The organism is [Clostridium] citroniae WAL-17108, assembly GCF_000233455.1.
Classification (GTDB): Bacteria; Bacillota; Clostridia; order Lachnospirales; family Lachnospiraceae; genus Enterocloster; species Enterocloster citroniae.
The window spans coordinates 2,145,739-2,168,488 of sequence record NZ_JH376420.1; the positions used below are offsets into that span (position 1 = coordinate 2,145,739).

General features: G+C 48.4%; 18 protein-coding genes. 1 reads left to right on the plus strand and 17 read right to left on the minus strand.

Features of this window, described 5'->3' with window-relative positions; translation table 11 throughout:
- The 6 genes from HMPREF9469_RS09825 to HMPREF9469_RS09850 all read right to left on the minus strand — a co-directional run bounded on the left by HMPREF9469_RS09825 (position 1) and on the right by HMPREF9469_RS09850 (position 6,861).
- Complete coding sequence (locus HMPREF9469_RS09825) at positions 1-852, minus strand: sugar phosphate isomerase/epimerase family protein (RefSeq protein WP_007861425.1); 852 nt, start codon at positions 850-852, stop codon at positions 1-3.
- The gene (locus tag HMPREF9469_RS09830; RefSeq protein ID WP_007861427.1) at positions 821-1,867 is read right to left on the minus strand and encodes a LacI family DNA-binding transcriptional regulator; all 1,047 of its coding nucleotides are present in this window, start codon (positions 1,865-1,867) and stop codon (positions 821-823) included. Before HMPREF9469_RS09830 ends, HMPREF9469_RS09825 begins: the two co-directional genes overlap by 32 nt.
- 35 nt (positions 1,868-1,902) lie before the next feature.
- Positions 1,903-3,501, minus strand: a complete 1,599-nt coding sequence (locus HMPREF9469_RS09835) for a glycoside hydrolase family 28 protein (protein ID WP_007861429.1) — start codon at positions 3,499-3,501, stop codon at positions 1,903-1,905.
- 178 nt (positions 3,502-3,679) lie between these two features.
- Entirely contained in the window at positions 3,680-4,531 is an 852-nt protein-coding gene (locus HMPREF9469_RS09840; protein ID WP_007861431.1) for a carbohydrate ABC transporter permease, read from the minus strand.
- A 6-nt stretch (positions 4,532-4,537) separates the two neighbouring features.
- On the minus strand, positions 4,538-5,431 hold the full coding sequence (locus HMPREF9469_RS09845) for a carbohydrate ABC transporter permease (RefSeq protein WP_007861433.1): 894 nt from the start codon (positions 5,429-5,431) through the stop codon (positions 4,538-4,540).
- Positions 5,432-5,511: 80 nt separating this feature from the next.
- Positions 5,512-6,861, minus strand: a complete 1,350-nt coding sequence (locus HMPREF9469_RS09850) for an ABC transporter substrate-binding protein (protein WP_007861434.1) — start codon at positions 6,859-6,861, stop codon at positions 5,512-5,514.
- A gap of 431 nt (positions 6,862-7,292) precedes the next feature.
- Here HMPREF9469_RS09850 and HMPREF9469_RS09855 point away from each other — a divergent pair, with 431 nt between their 5' ends.
- Positions 7,293-8,420, plus strand: coding sequence for a glycoside hydrolase family 88/105 protein (locus tag HMPREF9469_RS09855; RefSeq protein ID WP_007861435.1), 1,128 nt, complete (start codon positions 7,293-7,295; stop codon positions 8,418-8,420).
- 88 nt (positions 8,421-8,508) lie between these two features.
- On the opposite strand, the gene HMPREF9469_RS09860 is transcribed toward HMPREF9469_RS09855, so the two are convergent.
- The 11 genes from HMPREF9469_RS09860 to HMPREF9469_RS09910 form a co-directional block, all read right to left on the minus strand.
- The gene (locus tag HMPREF9469_RS09860; protein WP_007861436.1) at positions 8,509-9,912 is read right to left on the minus strand and encodes a sugar transferase; all 1,404 of its coding nucleotides are present in this window, start codon (positions 9,910-9,912) and stop codon (positions 8,509-8,511) included.
- Positions 9,913-9,954: 42 nt separating this feature from the next.
- The gene (locus HMPREF9469_RS09865; protein WP_007861437.1) at positions 9,955-11,694 is read right to left on the minus strand and encodes a two-component system response regulator; all 1,740 of its coding nucleotides are present in this window, start codon (positions 11,692-11,694) and stop codon (positions 9,955-9,957) included.
- A gap of 22 nt (positions 11,695-11,716) precedes the next feature.
- Positions 11,717-12,715 (minus strand): radical SAM protein, encoded by a 999-nt coding sequence (locus HMPREF9469_RS09870; RefSeq protein WP_007861444.1) that lies wholly within the window; start codon positions 12,713-12,715, stop codon positions 11,717-11,719.
- Positions 12,716-12,771: 56 nt separating this feature from the next.
- Positions 12,772-13,983 (minus strand): glycosyltransferase, encoded by a 1,212-nt coding sequence (locus tag HMPREF9469_RS09875; protein ID WP_007861447.1) that lies wholly within the window; start codon positions 13,981-13,983, stop codon positions 12,772-12,774.
- Entirely contained in the window at positions 13,983-14,654 is a 672-nt protein-coding gene (locus HMPREF9469_RS09880; RefSeq protein ID WP_007861451.1) for an acylneuraminate cytidylyltransferase family protein, read from the minus strand. Before HMPREF9469_RS09880 ends, HMPREF9469_RS09875 begins: the two co-directional genes overlap by 1 nt.
- 18 nt (positions 14,655-14,672) lie before the next feature.
- A complete protein-coding gene (locus HMPREF9469_RS09885; protein ID WP_007861460.1) occupies positions 14,673-15,713 on the minus strand; it encodes a glycosyltransferase family 2 protein in 1,041 nt (346 codons plus the stop codon).
- A complete protein-coding gene (locus HMPREF9469_RS09890; protein WP_007861462.1) occupies positions 15,710-16,609 on the minus strand; it encodes a 6-hydroxymethylpterin diphosphokinase MptE-like protein in 900 nt (299 codons plus the stop codon). Before HMPREF9469_RS09890 ends, HMPREF9469_RS09885 begins: the two co-directional genes overlap by 4 nt.
- Before the next feature lie 70 nt (positions 16,610-16,679).
- On the minus strand, positions 16,680-18,389 hold the full coding sequence (locus tag HMPREF9469_RS30620) for a glycosyltransferase (RefSeq protein WP_050814447.1): 1,710 nt from the start codon (positions 18,387-18,389) through the stop codon (positions 16,680-16,682).
- Positions 18,390-20,213, minus strand: coding sequence for a diguanylate cyclase domain-containing protein (locus HMPREF9469_RS09900; protein WP_007861466.1), 1,824 nt, complete (start codon positions 20,211-20,213; stop codon positions 18,390-18,392).
- Positions 20,210-21,481, minus strand: coding sequence for a hypothetical protein (locus HMPREF9469_RS09905; protein WP_007861468.1), 1,272 nt, complete (start codon positions 21,479-21,481; stop codon positions 20,210-20,212). The genes HMPREF9469_RS09900 and HMPREF9469_RS09905 overlap by 4 nt, the downstream gene beginning before the upstream one ends.
- Positions 21,478-22,743: an O-antigen ligase family protein gene (locus HMPREF9469_RS09910; protein WP_227884200.1), complete on the minus strand. Its 1,266-nt coding sequence runs from the start codon at positions 22,741-22,743 to the stop codon at positions 21,478-21,480. Before HMPREF9469_RS09910 ends, HMPREF9469_RS09905 begins: the two co-directional genes overlap by 4 nt.
- Positions 22,744-22,750 lie beyond the last annotated feature (7 nt).

Here is a 22,750-nt window from a genome sequence, read left to right on the forward strand (position 1 = left end):
TCAGATGTTGCCATATATTCTTTGAAGAAATTCCACGTCTTTCCAAAACCGTTCCCTGCTGGAATTCTCCAGCAGCATGGTAATATGCGGCTTCATCTCTTTCACCCGTTCCATTAACGGCGGATAACAGAACAGGCCTTCTCCCACATGGCGGAACAGCTGATCTTCCCCATCAAATACAAAATCTTTTACATGAAGAACACTGATCCTGTCACCATAATATGAGAACGCCCTGTCAATGACCTGCTTTTGCTGTTCGGGCCTCACCTGATCCGGATGGATCAGGTTCACTGCGTCCAGGATCACCTCCACATTGGGAGAATCTATATCTTCCAGAAAGCGCTTCATCCTGGCCGGGCTGTAAAGGGTGTGGTTAAACACGCCCTCCACTCCCACTATAACTCCCAGCTTTTCAGCTGCAGAAACAATCTCCTTCATACTTTTTAAAAGAAGCCGGTATGCATCCTCTGTATAAGTTTCACCAGTGACATTAAAATCCGGGTCCAGGCGCCCGGTCTCCGTCCCAACCATATCGGCGCCCAGAATACGGGCATATTTCAAATGCTCGATAAAGCGCGCCACTTCCGCTTTCCGCCGGGCCTCAATGGGATTCACAGGATTAATGTAGCACCCCAGTACAGCCACATGCAGATGGTTCCTTTCCAGTTCCGAGGCAATATAGCGGGCAAACCCAGGGCTATAATGTCCTGTGGTAAAATCGTAATTGCTCACCGACTTTGAAAAAGCCAGCTGGATCTGATGTATGTGATTGTCCCTAACTTCTTCAAACACCCTTTCCATCTCCATTTTAGGGCATAGATCATGGCATCTCATGCCTATGTTCAGTTTCATTCTCCCACCTCTCATTCCTTACCGTATCATTCAGGTTCCTGACAGTATCCCTGATAATCAGTTTATTATTCAGATAGATCCTGCGGTTATCTATGATCCCATCATCCAGCTGGCGCAGAAGCACTCTGGCCCCTTCTCTGGCAATCTGTCCCATATTACGCTCCACCGTAGTCAGGCGCATATCCGAGTACCCTGACATATCCCAATTATCAAACCCAATGAGGGACACATCGCCAGGCACCTCAAGCCCGGCCTGTGTTATGGCGGTTCTGGCCCCGAAGGCCATCTCGTCATTAAAACAAAGCATGGCCGTAGGTTTATAGGCCAGCAGCTGACTTGCCGCAGCATATCCACTGGCATAACGGTAATTTCCACAGATAACCGGAAGGCTGTCAGGATTCATTCCATGGCGTTTCACAGAAGCGCGCCAGCCCTGCCGGCGCAGTCTGCTGGAATCCAGTTCCGGATTGCCTTCAATGATCCCAATATTCCTGTGCCCGTTCTCAATCAGGTAATCCATGGCAAGTTCCATGGCCCGTTCCTCGTCTGTTGTCACATTGGGAGCATCCACATCAACGGTACGGCAGATCACAACCATGGGAATACCTTTACCCAGAACTTCCTGCATAAAATCCATATCCTCACTGCGCTGGGACAGAACAATGATCCCATCATAAAATGTGGGGTTTAGGGTGCCTGTATCATGCATATCAATACCCTTAACCACTACATTATATTTGCTCCCTGTAATCTGATAAACTCCTGTCAGCACATCATGCAATACAAATGGGGACGTCATCTTACTGATCGCGGAAAAATACAACCCTATGACATAGGATCTGGATTTTTTCAGATTAATGGCTGCCTGGTTCGGCACATACCCCATCTCCCTGGCAATACGAAGGATGTTCTTCTTATTCTCCGTATTCTCTGTCCCTATGCCGTTTAGCGCCCTTGATACCGTTGAATAGGATACTCCTGCCCTTTTGGCGATATCCTTGATCGTCACTGCCATATTAACCCCCGTTTTGATAACCCTCCGTTATCCCATTATCTTTTATCTATATGTCCTATATGTTCCGTCTCAATCTCCGGCCCCAGCTGCCCCTCTATCTTCACATTCCGAAGAACCAGCTCTTCTATATTATTTGCATAGATCCCCTGGCGGCAGGTCTGCTCACTGCAGCCCTCCATCATGGCCGGCTGTCCCTTCTGCGCCTCCGGTGTAAAGCTTATGGAGACGCGTTCCATCTCCACCTTTCCTATCTTCCGCTCAGGAAGACCGTACAGATAGGCGGCCGCCACATGGCAGTTCACCGCCTCTATATCCCGAAATGTAAGATGCTTGATCCATGGGGTCCTGTCATCCACAGGAAGCCTCTCCTTTGTCCTTACATACTCACTGTTTCCGTCCGGATCACAGTAATAAAAGCTGTTGATCACAAACGGCGTCTTCACTTGATCCATGTGGATACGCTCAAACAGGATACCATCCACCACAGCATTTTTCCCTCTGCCCCTGCGGGTTTTAATGCGCAGCCCCCGGTCCGTATGCCGGAATACACAGTCCCTGACCGTCAGGTTCTTAACTCCCCCCGCCATCTCACTTCCTATGGTAACTGAACCGTGTCCGTCCCTCATGCAGCATCTTGATACAACAATGTCCTCCGAAGGTCTTTTGTAAGTGGTTCCCATATAAATCTTACCGGATTTGACAGCAATACAGTCATCTCCCACTGAAAAACAGATCCCTGTGATCTCCACATCCCTGCAGGACTCCGGGTCCAAACCATCTGTGTTAGGCGAGTCCTTAGGGCTCAATACCCTAAGATCCAGGAATTTTAAATGCTCTGAAAAATAAGGGTGTATATTCCAGCTGGGGCTGTTGCGCAGAGTGAGTCCCTGTATAACCACATGCTTACACCGTTCCAGAAAAACCATCCGCGGCCGAAAAGCTGTTTTCATCCTTTTGGGATCGTGCCACCAGTTTTCTTCACCGAATCCTGCATTTCCTTCAATCACTCCCCTGCCATAGATGACGGCATTTTCTATATTAATGCCCGTGACCACTGCTGAAAACATGGGCAGAGGATCCCCCTCCCATGTTCCCAGATTGTATTCATCTTTACCATCAAAGCTTTTGATCATCCCTTTCAATACCGGGAACCTGGATCTGTCTGTATCAGCAGACAAAACCGCCCCTTTTTCCAACTCAATCTTCACATTATCTTTTAGAAACAGTGATACAATACGGTAAGTACCTGCCGGTACCAGTACCCGGCTGTCCTTTGGGCAGGCCATGACGGCAGACTGAATAAACAGCGTGTCATCCTGTATCCCATCTCCTTTGGCACCGAAATCCCGCACATTCAGCGTCACAAATTCCCGGTCCGTTGTGAATCCTGCCTCAGCGCAAAACGCAGTATCTTCCTGTGCATCCGCTCTGTCCCCAAACGCCGCGCGCCGGATTTCCACCTTATAAAATGTCTCCGGTTCTAGATCATACAGGCTTGTTATGGTCCTTTCTGTTTCCAAAAAAAATTCCCCATTAAGGAAAATATCATAGGGTTCCAGGGTCTCGTATGCTCCTCCATCCCCTATCTCCAGCACGGCACAGCGCGCATTTTTGTAAATCACCTTTAGTTCCATAGATCCAGACTCCTTTCAAAATATTTTAGCACAATCCAGGCGTAAAGTATATACGGTTCATATACAGTAATAGCGGGGACCCCTGACCGGAGTTCCCCACTATTACAGAAATTATAAGTCCGTTTTGGCACCGTTTTCACATCGGACGTTCTGAGCAGTTATAATTTTCCGATTTTTCTCAGCCTTTAACTCCCCCTGCGGCAATACCGTCAATAAAGGAATCCTGGGCACAGAAAAATACGATCAGGGACGGAAGTATGGAAATGAGGGACATGGCCAGGATACGATTCCACTGGAATCCCACATCGCTGTCCATGGACATGCGAAGGTATACGGAATTGGTATACTTCTGCATATCGGAAATATAGATCAACGGTCCCTGGAAATCGTTGTTCGTCCACATGAACTGGAACAATGCGCAGGACACAAGGGACGGCTTCAGCATAGGTACGATCACATACCACAAGGTTTTTAATGTATTGCACCCGTCAATCTTCGCGGCCTCCTCCAGTTCCTTTGGCACTCCTCTCAGGAACTGGATCAGCATGAACACAAAATATGTGTCAACTGCAAACAGCGAGGGCAGGACCAGGGGAAGGTAGGTGTTAACCCAGTTCCATTTATTAAACATGATGTACTGGGGTGCGTTCAACACTACCTGGGGCAGGAACAGGGTAGACATCAGCAGGGCAAAAAATATCTTCTTTCCTTTGAAGTCAAACCTTCCAAATCCGTATGCTGCAATCACAGCGGAAAACACTGTAAAGATCACCTTGGGGATTACGATCTTATATGTATTGATCAGGGAAGTGATCAGGCTTATCTTGCCGCCGTAGCTTTTAAACGCATTGTTATAACCGTCAAACACAGGATTCTTGGGAATAAACCATGCGCTGGTGAATATCTCGGAATTAGTCTTAAAGGTAGCGCCCACCATCCAGATCAACGGATATACCATAATGAAACCAACCAGGATTAAAAGAGTATAACGGATTATTGTACTGATTTTATGTTTTGTCTCTCTTGTCATCAGGCCCTACCTTCCTTCCTCATCTGAATAATAGACCCACTTTTTCTGGCTTATGAATGCAGCCGCGGTCAAAGTCATGACAATCAGGAACAGGATCCATGCCTGGGCACTTGCCATGCCCATCTTATGACGCAGGAATGCATTATTGTAAATCAGCATTGAAATCAGGGTCGTGGCTCCGTTCGGTCCTCCCTTTGTCACCAGGAACGGAGCGTTAAATTCCTGGAACGCCTGGCAGAGCTGTGTGATCAGGTTATAAAAGATAACCGGCGTGATCAGCGGCACAGTGATCTTAAAAAACTGAGTCCATTTTCCGGCCCCGTCAATGGAAGCAGCCTCATAGAGGTCCTCCGACACACCTTTTAATGCTGCCAGAAATATTACCATGGCAGAGCCAAACTGCCACACACGCAAAAGCACGATCACAAATAGAGCGCTGTTTGCTCCGGCCATCCAGTTGATCTTAGGACCGCCGAAAAATGTGATTACCGTGTTGATCAAACCGTCTGTATTGAACACGGCCCTCCACAGGATAGCGATGGCAATGGAACCGCCCAGAATGGAGGGGATATAGTAAGCTGTCCTAAAAAAATTAACGCCTTTCAGCTTAAAGTTCAGAATATAGGCAATAAACAGTGCAAAGGCCAGCTTCAGGGGTACATCAAATATGGCATACTTAAAGGTAACCGCAAATGCTTTGATAATATCTTCATCAGTAAATATTTTTTCGTAATTCATGAGCCCTGTCTTTGTTATGCCGTTAAACAAGTCGTAGTTAGTGAAGCTGTAATACAGCGAAGATGCAAACGGATATACCTTGAACAAAAGAAATCCGACCAGCCACGGGAGAATATAAATCAGGCCGATGTTCATTGCCAGGAATCCTTTCTTGTTTTTCATACGGTTACCTCCAAATGTTCTTGTTCAAAAAGCCTTTTTGCTTTTACACAGGCAGCATGCCTGCTGCAAACCCCATACTGTTAGTAATTGTAACAGTCATCAATGCCTTTCATCAGATCCTCTGCGGCTTTGGCCGAACTGATGTCGCCTGCGCTTAACTTGCCGAACACTTTATAATATACTCCGTCCGGATTGGCTTTTAAGTCATTGTGTTCAAACATGGGATCCAGGGGGAATTTGGAATATCCCAAAACCTTTTCATTGGCTTCCATAACAAGGGCGTCACCGATCCCCTTATCTTTGAGTACTGCCATCCCCTGGGCTGAACAGGGGATTCCTCGCTCAGTACCGCAAATTTCGATGCCTTCTTCATCATTTAACAGATAATTTATCAGCATAGCCGCTTCCTTCGGATGGGCTGAATTGGCGGATACTGCCAGAGCCATGGAAATCTTGGTGAAACCGCCATTGTAATCGCCAAACTTAATAAAATCACCGATCACCAGTTCCTGTCCGGGCTTATCAGTGCTCTCCACAATTGCCTTCTGAACTTTGGTAACTGCCGAATCCCACTCAAACACACCCGCATACTGGCCGTTAATAACCTTTGCATTCTTATCCAGAGAATCAGCCATATCACCCTGAAGCGTGGCAATGGTCGGGATAACATGAGCTTCCTCCAGCTTTGTCATGAAATCCATAGCTGACTGGATCTCTTCCGCCGTATACTGAAGCTCTCCATTCTCAACCCAGGGCTTCCCATATACGCTTTCCAGATAATACACCATAAAAACAGCGCGGTCATATTCCATCATGGCCAAAGGATAGTAACCCTCATTAAATGCCTTGAACTTTGCTCCCGCCTCTAAAAGAGAAGCTTCATCCACAGGAATATCACATCCAACCTCATCAAATGTGGTTTTATTCCAGTAGAACAAACGCCCTGTCATCGCTACCGGCACAGCCATCAGCTTGCCATCGGCCTTGCACTGCTCCAGACTGCCCTGGTCAAACTGTGCCAGATCCAGGACCTCACTGTAATCTTCCAGATTGGCAAAGTTGGTGCCGTTGCCGCTGTAAGAGGTAATCCAGTTCCAGTTGATCTGCATCACATCAGCAGCATTGCCTCCCTGGATTGCCAGAGACTGTTTCTCCTCCCATCCGGTCCATGCGCCATACTCGCATTCCACCTTAATATTCGGATACTTGACCATGAATGCCTCCACAGCCTTTTCAGTGGCTTCATGCCTGGAATCGCCTCCCCACCAGCAAAACTTAAGGTTTACTTCTCCGTCTGACGCCGCACCGCTTTCAGCTGCCGCCTGACTTGTTCCCTCCTTGGAGCCGCCTCCATTCCCGCAGGCTGCAAGAGATAATACCATTGCTGCCGCCAGAGCCAGTGATACTGCCTTTTTCATTCTTTTCTTCATTCTTTTTCTCCCTTCCATTCTTACTTTTCCAATTTGCAAACCTTTGCAAATAAACTTAAAATATTATGCATATCTGCTATTTGTAAGCTATTACAATTCGATTTTTTCAAGCAAATATGCATTTTATTTTCTTGTATTTTCATAGTAACACCATTTTTGTTCGATGTCAACCGTGCATTATGTATAGTATTTTCATATATTTTTGTGCATGATTTACATTTATCTTTGTGGTGTCTTTGTGGTAATATATTTCTAAAGCTATATATTCAATTTTTTATGGAATTTGTAGTAATAATCTTTTACAACTTGGGATATTTCCGATCATTAATAGGAATATTTACCATTGATATTATTGCAAACGTTTCCGCATCACATTATGATGTATTTGACTGAAGGCATATTACCGATAATTATAAAGGAGTATTTGAAAGATGGAAATTCTGGATTGTTATATTGATCAATTGCTTGCACAGAGTACACCGCAAGCTCCTGTATGGAATATTGAGAACATAAAAGAAGGAAGAAAACCCAATTGGAATTACATTGATGGGTGTATGATAAATGCTGTCATTGAACTGTATTATATAACAAAGAAACAACAGTTTCTGGATTTTGCCGATGGATTTATTGATTACTTTGTTAAGGAAGACGGATCGATCCTATCTTATAACCCCAAGGAGTATAATCTTGATAATGTAAACGCGGGCAAAACACTCTTTGACCTTTACCATCTTACACACAGGGAAAAATACCGCCGGGCCATGGACACGGTCTACAGCCAGCTTCTTGGACAGCCGCGCACATCCACAGGCAACTTCTGGCACAAAAAAATATATCCCAATCAGATATGGCTGGACGGCCTCTATATGGCACAGCCCTTTTATATGCAGTATGAGACAGAATATAACAGCTGCAAAAACTGTATGGACTCATATGAGCAGTTTTTAAATGTCTATCAGCTGATGCGTGATACCAGGAACGGCCTCTATTACCATGCATATGACGACTCCCGCCGGATGTTCTGGTGTGATAAGGTCACCGGGCTGTCTGATACGTTCTGGCTCAGAGCCATGGGCTGGTACGCCATGGCCCTGATCGACACCATGGAAGTCATGCCCGACTTCATGAAGGAAGAAAAGAAACGCATGAATTCAATCTATAGGGAACTGATCGATGCCATGCTGCCCTATCAGGATGAAAATTCCGGCATGTGGTACCAGGTAGTTAACCGGGGCGGTATCCTTCCTAATTATCTGGAGGAATCCGGCTCAGCTATTTTCTCGTATGCCATTATGAAAAGCGTCCGGCTGGGATATCTGCCTGATGAATATTACTGTTACGGTGAAAGGGCCTTCAATGGCATCTGCAAAACTTATCTTTCCGAAAAAGACGGAAAACTGCAGCTTGGGGGCATCTGTCTGGTGGCCGGTCTTGGCAACTCAGATATGCGTGAAGGGACCTTTGACTATTATATGCGCGAACCCGTGGTGGAAAATGATGCAAAAGGAATCGCGCCACTTATTCTTGCCTATATAGAAACCATGTTCCGGTCACGGTAATAACTTTGCCCCGGAATAGCCGCCCTCAGTCCGGTCCGTGTACCGGACTGTTTTCTGCCCGCTGTCATACCCCCTGTCATACCCGCTGTCACACGCTCCCCTTTCGTTTCAGCATGACAAGGATCGTCCTGAAAATGATCTTCAGGTCCATTTCCAAATCCCACTGGTCAATATACCGGCTGTCCAGTTTTACCACCTGCTCAAAGTCCGTGATGTCGCTTCTTCCGCTGATCTGCCACAGGCCGGTGATTCCCGGCTTCATGGCCAGACGCTTTTTGTGGGCAAAGCTGTATGACTCATACTCGTCCACGGTGGGCGGCCTTGTCCCCACCAGGCTCATATCCCCTTTGAGCACATTAAAGAACTGGGGAAATTCATCCAGACTGGTCCCTCTGATAAATTGGCCAATGCCAGGAATGATCCTGGGATCGTCATCGATCTTAAACATATTTCCACGGATCTTGTTGCGGGCCATCAGGCTTTCCTTCTGCTGCTCCGCATCCATAACCATGGAACGGAATTTATATAACCTGAATTTGCGGCCATTTTTTCCCACCCTGATCTGGGAAAAAAGGATGGGACCCGGAGACTTCATGTATATCATGGGTCCGATCACAAGGCCCACCCCAAATGCCATCACCACCCCCATCAGACTCCCCACAATGTCCAGCATCCGTTTGCAAAACAATGATCTCGGGGGGATCTCCCGGTTATAGCAGGTTACCACATTTATATCGCAGATCTTTTCCAGGGTCTTCCTGGGTATGTCCTGAAGAAACTGTTCAATATAGACATGGACCACCATTCCAATGGACAGGAACTGATTGGCCAGTTCCGATTCCTGCTGGGGATCATCCGGTATGCTTAACAGGATCTCGTCCACAATATGGCCGGTTACATAATCGGTCACCTCACCCATGGAACAACTCACCGTAATCCCCTGTATCCTCTCCCCCTTCATATTCCGGTCAGTAACCGCTAGTCCCTGGATATGAAAGACTGAAAAATCCCTGGCAGACAAACGCCCGATCAAAACTTCTGCCTGCTGTTTTGTGGCGATCACCATGATCGTCCGGGCATATTTGATTTTCTGGTATTTCCTTTTCAGGAATCTTTTTATCAGCAGACGTTCCCCATATATAAACAGGATGCCGAGAACGAATATGGCAAAGAGGACCACTCTTGAGAAAAGCCCGCTTAACTGGAATGCAAACAGACATATGACCTCCACTGCAAAGGTTATGGTCATCTGACGGCTTACCGCGATCATTTCCTTCAGGTACCCTCTGTGAAGGATATTACTGTAGCCATCGGTCATAAATGCAACCGATAGGGTGATGACCACCAGCAGGATCCCCAGCTGGATGTAATACGTATACAGCACCCTGTTCAGTTTATCCTGGTTCAGGATCATCATCAGAAACTGGGCCATGCCCAAAGCCAGCATATCCCCAATAATAAAATCCAGATGCTTTGTCCTTGCGTTCTTCATGGTGTTCCTTCCCCCTGTGCTCTCACTCTTTTAACCCCCGGGTCATCCCCTAACCTCTTTTTTCCTGTAAATATATTTTGTCTCATACTCCTCCTGGGGCATGGGCCTGGCATAATAGAATCCCTGTACATAATTACAGCCTATTTTGTATAAGAACCGCTTCTGTTCCTGAGTCTCCACTCCCTCCATGACAACAGGCATCCCCAGGTTATTTGCCATCTGGATCACGGACTCCAGGATGATCTTCCCTTTCCCGGGAGATACGCCGCCAGACAAAAACTGCATGTCGATTTTCAGTACATCCACCTCAATGTCCTTGAGCATGTTCAGGGAAGAATAACCGCTTCCAAAATCGTCCATGAGCAATATGAATCCTGCCTGGTGCAGTCTCCGGACCGCTTCCTGTATCACTTCCGGGTCGGACACATAGGCGCTTTCCGTTATCTCCAGATTCAGCAGGCCGATAGGCACATCATACCTTCTGATCAGCTCCAGCAGAATGCATGACAGCTTGGGGTTATACAGACTGATCCTTGATATGTTCACCGTAATGGGGTGCAGGCTGATCCCGTCCTGAAGCCACTTATGTATGAGCCTGCACACATGCTCCCATACATAATAGTCCAGCCTGGAGATAAAACCGTTCCTTTCAAAAACAGGGATAAAATACTTTGGTGACAGCAGGCCCGTATCGGGATGCTTCCATCTCACCAATGCCTCCGCCCCAACATCCCTTTCATTGGTAATATCAAATTTGGGCTGGAAATAGACGACAAACTGCTCCTCATCCATGGCTGTCTGCATGCTGCTGACAATGGCTGCCTCCTCCGCCTCCCTGATCCCCTCGTCCATATCGTAGAATCCCAGATAGGAGGCAAACTTGTTTTTGCATTTTTTGCTTCCTATAAATGCCCGTATATACATCTCCTCCACTGCAAGATCAGGCTCCTCCACAATATACGCGCCCACCGTGGGTTCCAAGAGATAGTCCTCCTCAAATCCGGCCAGTTCCTCCTTTACCATCTGCACCTGCATGTTCAGCTTTTCACAGTCATATGGCTCGCATATGCAGAATGTGTCCGCGTTGATCCTTCCATAGGTACAGAACTCAAAGCACCCGGTTATGCCCTCTATGGTATCTGCCAGCAGCAGGAGAAGCTTATCTCCCCTTTTTTCGCCAAACACAGCATTATACAGCCGGAACCTATCTATATCAAAACGCAGAAATACAAACAAGATATCCATATGCCGGTCGATCATACGCCTTGTTTCCGCAAACATCTTTTCACGGTTATACAATCCTGTAAGCCGGTCCCGGTCCCTCATATAGCAAAACTCCTTGTGAAGTGATGTGCTGTATGGAGAAAACTCACTCCCAGGAGAGCTCCCGGGAGACAGGGGCATCCTGTGGGACAGGAGCGCATGGTCCAGCCTGTTTTTCAGCGTCTTAGGCCGGATGGGCCCGGTCACGTAATCCCACGCCCCGTGGTCCAGGGCTTTTAAACCGCGTTCTTCCCCGGAATCCTCCAGAATTACAATAACAGGGACGGAGGCGTAACCGGACTTACGGATATGGTCCAGAAAACCCACGGTCCTGCTCCCATGCATCAGGCTGCCCAGAAGTATGGCATCCACAGGACCTGCCCATGTGAGCTGCAGGATGGCGTCCTCCTCACTTTCAGCTTCTTTGATTTCATATGTGCCTTCAAGTATTTCTTTTACTTTCTCTCTCTGTACAGGTCGGCTGTCCACCATCATTATGGTTTTTCTATGTTCATCCATTGTCGCCCTCCTGCCGCTATTTTCATAATATAAAAGAATTTTCATCCAGGGAATACCGTCCCCCCTTAAGAAACTTGTGCTTTATAACCCACCAGGCCGGTACCCAGATATATCTGTGCATGGCGGGGGATGCGCTTCCGATCATCCAGCAGTTCCTTTGGCATTCCCTTGTGAGGCGCCTCACCTGCCTGGCCTGCTCTGAGTTCCACAGTTCCTCCCACTCCTGTTCCCTTAAGTTTCCCATGACCGCCTTTTGGCACATTCCGTTGCAGGGGATCACATCACAGAAAGGGTCGATAAAAAATGCGTTTCTGGACATGTCGCAGGGGAGCAGACGGGGGTTCCCGTATATGTAATTGATCAGCCCGTGATTAAAATACGCCCGGAACCATTTCTTGGGTGAACTGCTTTTTAACAGCTCACAGATCAGCTGTTCAAAATGTTCAGCCACTTTTTTCTTATCTTCTATGCGGTTATCGTTCTTCCTGAAATAAAAGGAATTGTGCAGTGCGGCTGTGGCAAACTCCATCCCCATCTGGTCCGACAGGCGGTAGAGGGGGACCAGGTCCTCACAGTTCATATCCTGGACCGTCATCCCAAATCCCACATCCGGATGCCCCATTCCAACCAGGGCGGTCAGGGTCCGGTAACCACGGTTGAATCCGTCCGGGATCCCACGGATCCGGTCATTGGTCTCCTGAAGGCCCTCGATGCTGATACGTATCCCCACCTTTGGAAATTCCCTGCACAGGTCAATGATACGGTCCGTGAAATAACCGTTGGTGGAGATCACGATACGGTCCGACTTTTTATAAAGCTCCCTTACGATATCCGGTATATCCCTGCGTATGAAGGGTTCCCCTCCGGTGATGTTGGTAAATGCCATCTCAGGCAGCTTCCCGACCACGTCCAGGGTGATCTCCTCCTCCGGCTTTGTGGGGTATTTAAAGCAATCACACATATTGCAGTGTGCATTGCAGCGGTATGTTACGATCACGGTTCCATACAGATTCCTTGTCATTTTCTCTCCTTGCTTTCCTGATTGGTCACCGTCAGGATCCACCGCAGTCCCGGCCATCACCCCTCCCGGCCTGCTCCATATAGTTCCAGCAGTTTGTTACAGTACGTCTCCACGGTGTCATATGGGATGTCCCTGCAGCGATCGGACCACTGTGCGCACAGCTGGGGCCGGTCCCACAGATACCTGATCTTCTCCTTCAGGTCTCCCAGGTCCCCGCTGGTAAACAGGGCGCCGTTCACTCCCTCCTGTATCAGCTCCGGGATTCCTCCGATCCTGGCCCCCAGGACCGGGGTCCTGAGCAGCTGGGATTCTATGACGGAAAAGGGACAGTTTTCATAATATTCCGAGGGATAGATACTGAACCGGGCTTCCCGGATCAGCCTGTTTAACCCTTCCCCCTTGACAAACCCCAGATTCTTTATGTTGGGGATGCCCCTGATCCTGTCCTCCAGTGGCCCCGCGCCCGCAAGGACAAAGGGGATATCCGGCAGTTCCCTGCAGGCCCTAAGAAGGGTCCCGATCCCCTTTTCCCTGGAATATCGTCCAAAGTACAGGACATAGTCCTTTTTTACGCCGGGGACCTCCTCCCCACGGACGGCAAAATTATGCATGGTGATGGTCCTGCCCCGAAACAGATCCACATGGTTCATCTTCTCTTCCATAAAATAACTGGGGCAGATGACCCGGTCAATGTATTGGTATACCTTTAGTTTTCTGTACACCATCCCTTCCGCAGCGCCCAACAGGCTCTTTGCCATGGACAGGTGGATGCACCGTTTTCTGACGCAGTTAACATAGTGACCATCCACGCACAGTTCGCAGTTCTGTCCGTCCCCCGGTGAATTCAGCATGTGGTTGGGGCAGATCAGCTGGTAATCATGGGCCGTGTACAGGACGGCCGCCCTTTTCCCCGATCTCCTTTCATGGTCCCTGATGCCATAGAGAATGGAAGGGGTCAGCTGGTAGTTGAAGTTATTGATATGGACCGCGTCCGGCTGGAAATCCTCCAGGACCCGCGTAAGCTTCTGCCTGGCTTCCCTGGAATACAGGACCCGCAGGGGGTAGGCCAGGCGGCCAAAGCCCCTGGTGTGGAAGTCCATGTTTGATGTGTACTGGTTGATACGGTTTCCAAGGGTGCGGCCCGGTTCATCCATCCCAAAATACTGGACATCATGACCCATTTGCTCCAGGCAGTTCCCGATCTGGATGATGTAAGTCTCAGAACCTCCTTTTGGCATTAGGAACTTATTTATGATCAGAATTTTCATTAATATATCTCCTCATAATGCCAATGGGTCCGGCCCACGTACTCGGCCATCACCAGGTCCTCCTCCGTGTTGATGTCAATGGCTTCAAACTTGTCCACAAAGAATATGCAGGGTTTTCTGCCGATACGGCAGCGGTACCGCTGGAGGGAGTTTTTTGAGATGCCGTATAGGCCCGTGGTTTCCTCAATGATCGGCTGCATATCCTGGCTCCTGGGCAGGATGCCCGGGCGGTAATTCACCGGATGGGTATCCAGCCAGTAAAACCCGTGGTTTTTTAATGCCGTAAAACAGGAGTCATAGGTTTCGCTGTCCACCAGCGCGTTGACGCAGCCTTTTATGGAGTCCGGCTGAAGGTACGGCGCGGTGGCAAACAGCTGGAAATAGTAATCATATTCCGGGTGGAGCTGCTGATGGTAAACTAACAGGTCGTTCCCATTGGCGGTATTCTGGGCAAGGGCTTCCAGGCGCTCGATCACCTGAAGCCCATGGTCCAGGGCATATTCAGTGATCTCAGGGCTGTTTGTGTCAATATAGATGGCGTCAAAACAGCATGCTTCCATGGCATGGCTGATGATATATTCATATAACTTTCTGCCGTTAAGGACCCGGAAGTTTTTGCCGGGAACACGTTCCGAATTGGCTTTAATGGGAATAAAACAGGCAGTTTTCATAAGACGGTTCCTCCTTTATCATACCTTGCTCCGAAATCCCAGGCTCCAGGCAATCTTTTTAACCACATGATACACCCGCATGAACAGAGGGCCGGAGGCGCTGATCAGCAGTACGCTGATCACATTGATCCATTTTTTCGGATATTGGTCCCTTGTAAACAGATACTGTTTTGCATGTTTTCTTACATCTTTGGAAATCTCCTTTACCTTTTGATGGCGGAACAATCCAAAGTGGGCCAGGCGGTTCAGGATATCGATGCAGGTTTCCACATGTTTGAAGGCAAATGCATGCAGCACCGCGGATGATTCCCTGCTGATACAGGTGTAAACAGCCTTTTCCGCTTCATACAGGATCAGGTAGTTGTCATTAAATGCATTGACATGGTACATCTGCCTGCAAAGGGAATTGGGGTTCTCGGCATACATGTACACCAGCCTGGGATCCACGCAGATACGGGTGCACTGCTTCAGATATTCCGTCACAAAGACCAGGTCCTCCCCATGGGTATAGCCGGCAGGGAACCTGATGTGGCTTTCTTCCATCCTCTCCCTTACAAAAATCTTATTCCATAACACGCCGCGAAAGGCCGGGTTCCTGAACACCTGGATAAACGCCGCATCCCGCCCCATGGTCTCAGGCGCTTCAAAGCGTTTTTCATACTTCACGCCATTCTTTTCATTGATATATCCGAACACGGCCAGGTCCGCTTTGTTGGATGATATGGTATCATACATGGTTTTTAATGCATGGTCCAAAAGTTGGTCATCCGCGTCCATAAAGATAATATATCTTCCCTGTGCCAGGTCCAGTCCGGTATTCCTGGCCCATGACACGCCCTTTCTCCCCTGGCTTACCAGCCGGATCCGGCCGTCCCCAAAGCTGCCGGCCACAAGGCAGGAGTCATCGGCGGACCCGTCATCCACCACAATGACCTCCAGGTCCTCAAATCCCTGGTCTAAGACGGAGCCAATACAGCGCTTTATGTATGCCTGGGCATTATACATGGGAATAATAATGGAAATCTGTTTCGTCATCTGTTTCATCATTTGTATCGTCATATCACCTGTTCCAATCTGACCCTTGGGAACACCTCCAGCTCACCGCCCCTGGTGGCATTGAATATCCCAACTCCCCTGCTGCCTGCTGCCGCCAGTGCGCTTTTATAAGCCGCTTCCGCCATCTCTTGATCATAGACGGCAAGGACGATCTTCCTCTTTTGCTCCACGGTCTCATAGATGTCCTTGTATCTTGGGTCAAAATGTGACCGGACCGCGGCATCATATGTGATCCTCCTGTTTTTATCAATGGTATGTGGAAAGTGGTGGTCCATTCCCAGAAGATAGATCCTGGTAAACCCCATATACACTGCCAGCTGGATGCTGGAGTAGGTGACCGTGGTCCCGTCAGCCACTTGCCTTTCGCAGTCAAATGAAAAAGGAAGCCCCTCCTTTCTCCACAGGGCCGCCCGGTTATCCATCAGGTATGGATTGGAATCCGGAAACCGGGTCCCGGTCTTTTTCATGGAGTTATAGCCGATAAAGCAGCTGCAGGGATCCACCCCGGCCTTCCCTCCTGTGATATTCATTTGTTCCGCCTTCAGCATGTCCTTGTCCTGGCAGACATAAAAGGTGGGCCGCCACAGGGTCCTGCCATACATAAGGTAAATGCGGTTGGCCCCAAAGGTGTATTCCTGTTTCAGCAGATCCAGGTCCTCGGGCCTTAAGCTGGGCCCGTTTCCTATGATAAAACACCGTTTTCCCTCATATCTTCCCCTGAATGCCCTGATCCTGTCTCCATAGGCGGTCTGCCCATATGACCGTTTCATAATGCGGAATGAGATTTCCCCCATTCCCGCCACGGCCCGCCTGCGAAACGCTGATAAGATATCAGAGCGTACCACAGCGGCTTTAATCCGCGCCTTGATGTTCCCCTCCTTCATTGCCCGTTCCTTCATCTTCCCTCCCCCGCCGCATCCTCCGGCATCTGTCCTGCAGCCAATTCCTGTCTGAATATTTTGCAACTGTTTAATACCAGTTCACATCCACGATCACGATCTCCGGTTTGTTATTGATCCTGGGTATCTTATGGCTCTCTCCCAGCCCCCTGCTGACAATGACCACGGATCCATTTACTTCGTGCTGCCCTTCTGTGAACGGGGGGAAAAATCCCTGTTCCGTTGCGTATACCCCGCCTATATAAGGCAGACGGACGATTCCTCCATGGGTGTGGCCGCATAACGCCAGGTCAACTGGCATGTCCTCCAGTTCCCCCATAAAATACTCGGGATAGTGGACCAGAAGCAGCTTAAAGTCCTCACTCCGGACATATTCATCCATAAACTTCTTTCCCCCATACTCCACGTAGTTGTAGGGTTCATTGATCAGACCGCCTATGCAGATTTCATTGCCATTTACCTGAATCATCTCTGCACGGTTAAAGAGCATATGGACACCGGTCTTTTCTATATCATCCCTGATACCGGTCTTCCGGTGGGCGTAATCCACCAGCTCGTGGTTTCCCATCACATAGTAGACATCAGTGATCTCCACCAGCTGCCTGCACAGGTCCAGGACCACATGGTAATCGTCATTGTGCTCCATGTTCATATCCCCCGTGACCGCAATGATATCCGGCGACAGGGCGTTCACCCTTTCAACAAGATCCCGGTTCTTTTCCCCGAATTCCTTCAGGTGCAGGTCTGAAAGCTGGATGATACGGAACCCCTCCTTGACCTTTTCCGACTTTACATGGTAAAAGGAAAGTTCCAGCGTGTTCTGGTCCGCCTGTATTTTCTGCCAGGCGGCAAACAGGAGAAGCGCAGACAGGAGAACGGCCAGCAGCCATTTAATGACGCGGCGGAGTTTCCCCATATGCCCCTTTTTCAGCACAAATCCGGGGTTCACAAAAAACAGCCTGACCGCGTACACCATACTCTCCGGGTACCGGTGGGCCTGCTTCCATAATCTCCAGCATATCTCATTCAGCATGTTGGTACGGGCCGCTTTGTTTTTCTTAAAATCCTTTTTATACTTCCGGTAAACTTTCTGGTATCCCCGGATCCCCTTCATGGGATGGGAGGTGATCCTCTCCCCCTTATGGATCCTCATATTAAACAGGGGGACATCCACCCCTGCCCCCTTGTACCTTTTCAGAATCCGCAGCCACATTTCATAGTCCTGCCTGGCTGGGAGGGCCACGTCAAACATTCCGCAGTCATCCAGCGCCGACCTTCTTACAACCGCCTGGGAAGTGGTTCCCACGGTGTCATTTTCCAGCATCCCGTCAAAATCCACGGTTTCTTTAAAGGTCCCCTCCCGGTGGTATAAACGCCTGTGTTCCATGTCACCGTCTTCAAATACATAGCCCTGGCAGAACACCAGTCCCACCTGCGGATCTTCAAAACAGGGTATCTGCATTTCCAGCTTTTTCGGTTCCCAGAGATCATCATCATCCAAAAACGCAATAAACTCACCGCTGCTGGCCTGGATCCCGGTATTTCTCGCAACCTGGGCCCCGGAATTATCAGGCAGCTTTATATACCGGACCTGGGGGTATGCCTTCAGCCCTTCCTCAATCTGCAGGGACCTTTCTCCCTTTTCCCCATTGTCATCCACCACAATGATCTCCATCCGGGCGTATGTCTGGGCCAGCACACTGTCCAGGGCCTCCTTCAGCATGGAGAATTCCCGTTTATACGTGGTGATTATTACACTGACTAAACCTGTCTCCATCATCTAACCTATCTTTTCCCCTTCCATTTCATATGCTTTTGAAATGAGTTTATTGATCTGATAAATCCCCGTCTTTTTTGAGTCCGCGATCCGGGCTTTCATCTCTATCATGACCCCGGGATTCCCCTCGTTGAACTGCTTAATGGATTCGCTTAATAAACTCAGCATGAACTCCGCTTTTTCACCGGTACAATTGTCAAGAAGGCACAAAAACTGGTTTGCCCCATTATAGCCGATAAAGCCGTATTCCCTTGATAATGCCTTCAATGTATCTCCAATTTCTTCCAATATTTTATCTCCGGCAGCATATCCGATGGCGCGGTTCACCTCTCTCAGGTTGTCAATGGAAAGCACCACACAGGTAAATGTCCCCAGCGCCCCTCTTTTCTTAATGCTCTCGATCCGCTCATCACAGCTTAAACGGCTTGGGAGTTTGGTCTTTCGGTCCACGTACAGGGTGTATTCCACAATATCCCCGATCCGCCCAATGACGATCGCCCCGCCGCACCCGATCCCGAAGAACAGCACAAAAGCCATCGCCATATAGATCTTCAGGTTCAGCTGGGAAAATGCATCCACGCTGTTCTGCATTGCAATGTTCTTGCTGACCAAATAGCCGTTATACTCCCGGCCGGTCTGGGCCACGATCTCATGGAGGGAATTCAGCTTTTCGGCCAGACGGTTGATCCCCTCCATCAGCTCCTCATCGCTTATGCCCTCATTTATGCGCTCACTTTCGGAAGCCTCCCCGCTGTCCTCTGCCTGAAAACACGACAGGATATACTGCTTTTCCTCGATCTGCTGCTCCAGGCTGAATATCTCTTTGTTATAATCCACATACCGTGAGATCAGGGTATCATATGTATTCTCACTGTATAGGATATTTCCCTCCTGGTCCTTTCTCTCATAAATGTCCTGAAGGATGATGGAATTGGCAGTCTCCGCATCCTTTGTATCCGTACTGTACTCCTGGGCTTCCAGGATCTTTGGGTTGTACTGGGCAATGGTGAGGAGCAGTTCGGCAGACTGGGCCTTCATTTTTTCCAGCTGGATCTGAAGGCTTTCAATCTCTGCATTGTTCTTTTCAATGAGAACCGCCCTGTCCCTTGTTTTCTGTCCCGACAGCACGTTCACATACAGCCGGTCCAGGCTCACTGCCTCCAGCAGCTGGTAGGACGTGATCAGATCATAAAAGCTGTATCCTGTCCTGGAGGAACGGAAGCCGGCCTGGTTGCTGTCCAGATACTCCAGTATCTCACCTATGGACTGCTTCATGATCTCAATGATCTCAATATAATCGTAATTGTCATTGCCTATATTCACCACATTGTTTGGTATGACCGCCCTTGCAACATACTTTTCGCTGTAAAAATCGAAATAACTGCTGAGCACGGTGTTCAGCATATTTTTTGCAAAGTCCTCGGAGTAATCGCTTTCCACGGAAAAGGTAATATAATAGTCTGTGGGATACTCCTCATACTCCTCCCCCTCTTTTAGGATCGCCTCCTTCCGTTTCTGCTCCTCATCTGAGACAATGGGCTCCACCTTTATCCTGCTCCTGACAAAATCCACACTGACATTGCTTTCCAGCTTTTCAATTGCATCCGCAACCACATTGGGGGAGTATATTTCACTGACATCAATGTCGGCTCCCGATGGGGTTTTTCCGCTTTTAGCATCCAAATTTGTGTAGGAAATAATTGCGTAAGCAGTGTACACCTGCTGCCGGCTGAAGTAGCTGTAAAAAACCACGCCTCCTATGACCGTACATAAAGCGATCAGGTATTTCCAGCTGCTTACATACCGGACAATCTGGAAATCTTTCACTTCCCATCCTCCCTTGCATTGCGCTTTTTCTCATTGTGCATTACAGCCATTGCCGCCATTGTTGTAAACGCAGCCCCTATGATAACGGCCCTTACAAAACCCATTCTGGTAAGAGGGCCGATCTCGTTATCCTTTACCGTGACATAGTCCTTGTTTTTGTACCTGGAATATTCCATGTCGATCTGTACGGCCTGCCGGGAAATATCCCTTAATTCCAGATCAATGGCCTGGATCATCCCTTCCGCCTTTATAAGGTCATCCGCCTGGTTTACGGATACGCTGATATGGTCAATGATGGATTGCCTGTTTTTAATATCCGATTGTTTCTTTTCCGCTATCTCCTCCGCATCCACTGCATATTCCGCCAGATGGTCGATGCCCGTCTTTGTCTTGGACATATAAAAATCCTGGTTTTTGTCCACGGAGGGCACCAGCACCACCCCTGTCATCTTCGGATCATACCGGTCAATGCAGCTTTTATATAAACCGTATGTTTTGGTGTTAATGGAGTATATGTTTCGGTCCTTATAATTTTTGTAATCCAGCAGGTCCACATAGGCCTGCCTGTTTTTGTATACCCCCTTCTCTGTGACAAATGAACGGAAATTAGCAAGGTTGATCTGAAGGAGATTATCGATCCGGGCCCCGATATCCTGAAAGGTGATGCCGTCATCTGAGATAAAACTTTTATTCTCATCAATCCTGCCATTCACATAATTCTTCAGCTGGATCAGTTTTGTGTTGTAGTAGCTGGCGATCTGGCGGTACTCCAATCCCTCCAGGTCCGCCGGTTCATATTGGAGCACGGAGAGATTGTCCGTATAATTGGCATAAAAATATTCCAGGTAAGCATAGGCAACCATCTGAAGCATGGACCGGGCATCCACGGATGTTAAGTCCCCGTTGGCCGTATATGTGACCTTATACTGGGTAGCAATATAGTCCCGGCCGCTTTTTGCAGGCACCTGGATGGTTATATGCTCTCCCAGCTCTTCCGGGGTTATCTCCGTGACCCCGGCCAGGGTAAGGGCCCGCCTGAGCACCTCCTCCGACTTGATCTCATAGGCGTTAAACCGGGACCCGTTGGGATTCAGTCCCTTGGATGCCCTCTCATAATTGTAGGCAAACCAGATGGTTGAGACTTTAAAACTGCTCTCATAAAACTTACATCCCAGCACCAGCACGGTTGCCGCCATACACAGCATCAGTTTCCACTTGTACATTCGGATCGTATTCAGGAATACAAACATACTGCTTTTATTGATCATGTGCCGTCTCCCCCTTCTTTTGTCTTGCGGTGTTGGTCTGTGTATGCGATCACGGTGATATGCGCCATCATGTTGATGGAATAATAAAAAAATGTATTGTCAGTTATGTATGTGACAAAAGAATATACCACTGTCATCAGCATGAATGCAGAGGCGCGTGATCCGAATTTCTTTCTCACTGCCATGACCTTATACCAGGTATTGCTCCACAGCCAGTAAATAAATCCCCAGAATCCCAGTTCTATAAAATGGGTCATGATATCGTTGTGGGCCATGCCCGGAACATAGGGACCCACATTATATTGTTTGTAGTCGTATCTTATTTTGAAAATATACCGGATCCCATATCCCAAAAATGAGGGGGACATTTCATAGTACTCTTTAAAGAAATCGTATATGTACCCCCTGCTCATGGTATCGATCCCCAGGTGATCCATAAGCGGCTGATACCAGCCCTTTTTTATGAGGAACAGATACAGATAGGAAAATACAAACAACCCTGCCACCAGGACTGCCACCAGGGCTGTCTTCATTTTTTCAGACACAACATCATACAAAAGTCCCACTGCAATCGCTGTGAGGATTGCCAGCACATCGATTCTCTTCAGACCTGTGGAAAAGAAAAATGCTGCCGCCATCAGCTCCCCAATGTGCCACTGCCTGTTTTTGATGCAGTACAGATAATACATTACAAACACGCCCAGCCCCTGGGTCAGGTCGTGCAGCTCCAGCTTTCTCATGATCGGGCCGGTATTCTTTGAAAATGTGGTGATCAGCGTCACATATTCCGACAGGACATTTCCCGCCCCATAGGTCTTTATAAGATCCAATGCAATGATGACAATGGTGGCGCATGCGGCATAGAGCATATAAGAAACGGTCCTTTTTCCAAACATATAGTACCCCGCGCCGGCGCACAATATATTTAAAAGCAGGCATACGATATTGATGGCCCCCCTGGTGACAAAGGATGTCTCCTGGCACCGGATCAGCCATATGGCCATGGATATCAGTCCAATGCCCATGACCGGGACCATCATGACAACAGAGATGGAATATAGAAACCGGATCTTAGGCATATCCACCGTGACCATGATCCATAAAGCACCCATGCCTATGACCAGCACATCCGCCGCATAGCGTATTCCCACAGGCAGGACCGGCAATCCCCCCTTATATTCAGCTGTGGCATAAAACGCAGCTGTCATGATCAGGATAAATGTCCCTGCCATGAATCTTTCGATCCCTCTACTTGTTTTCACATCCAAA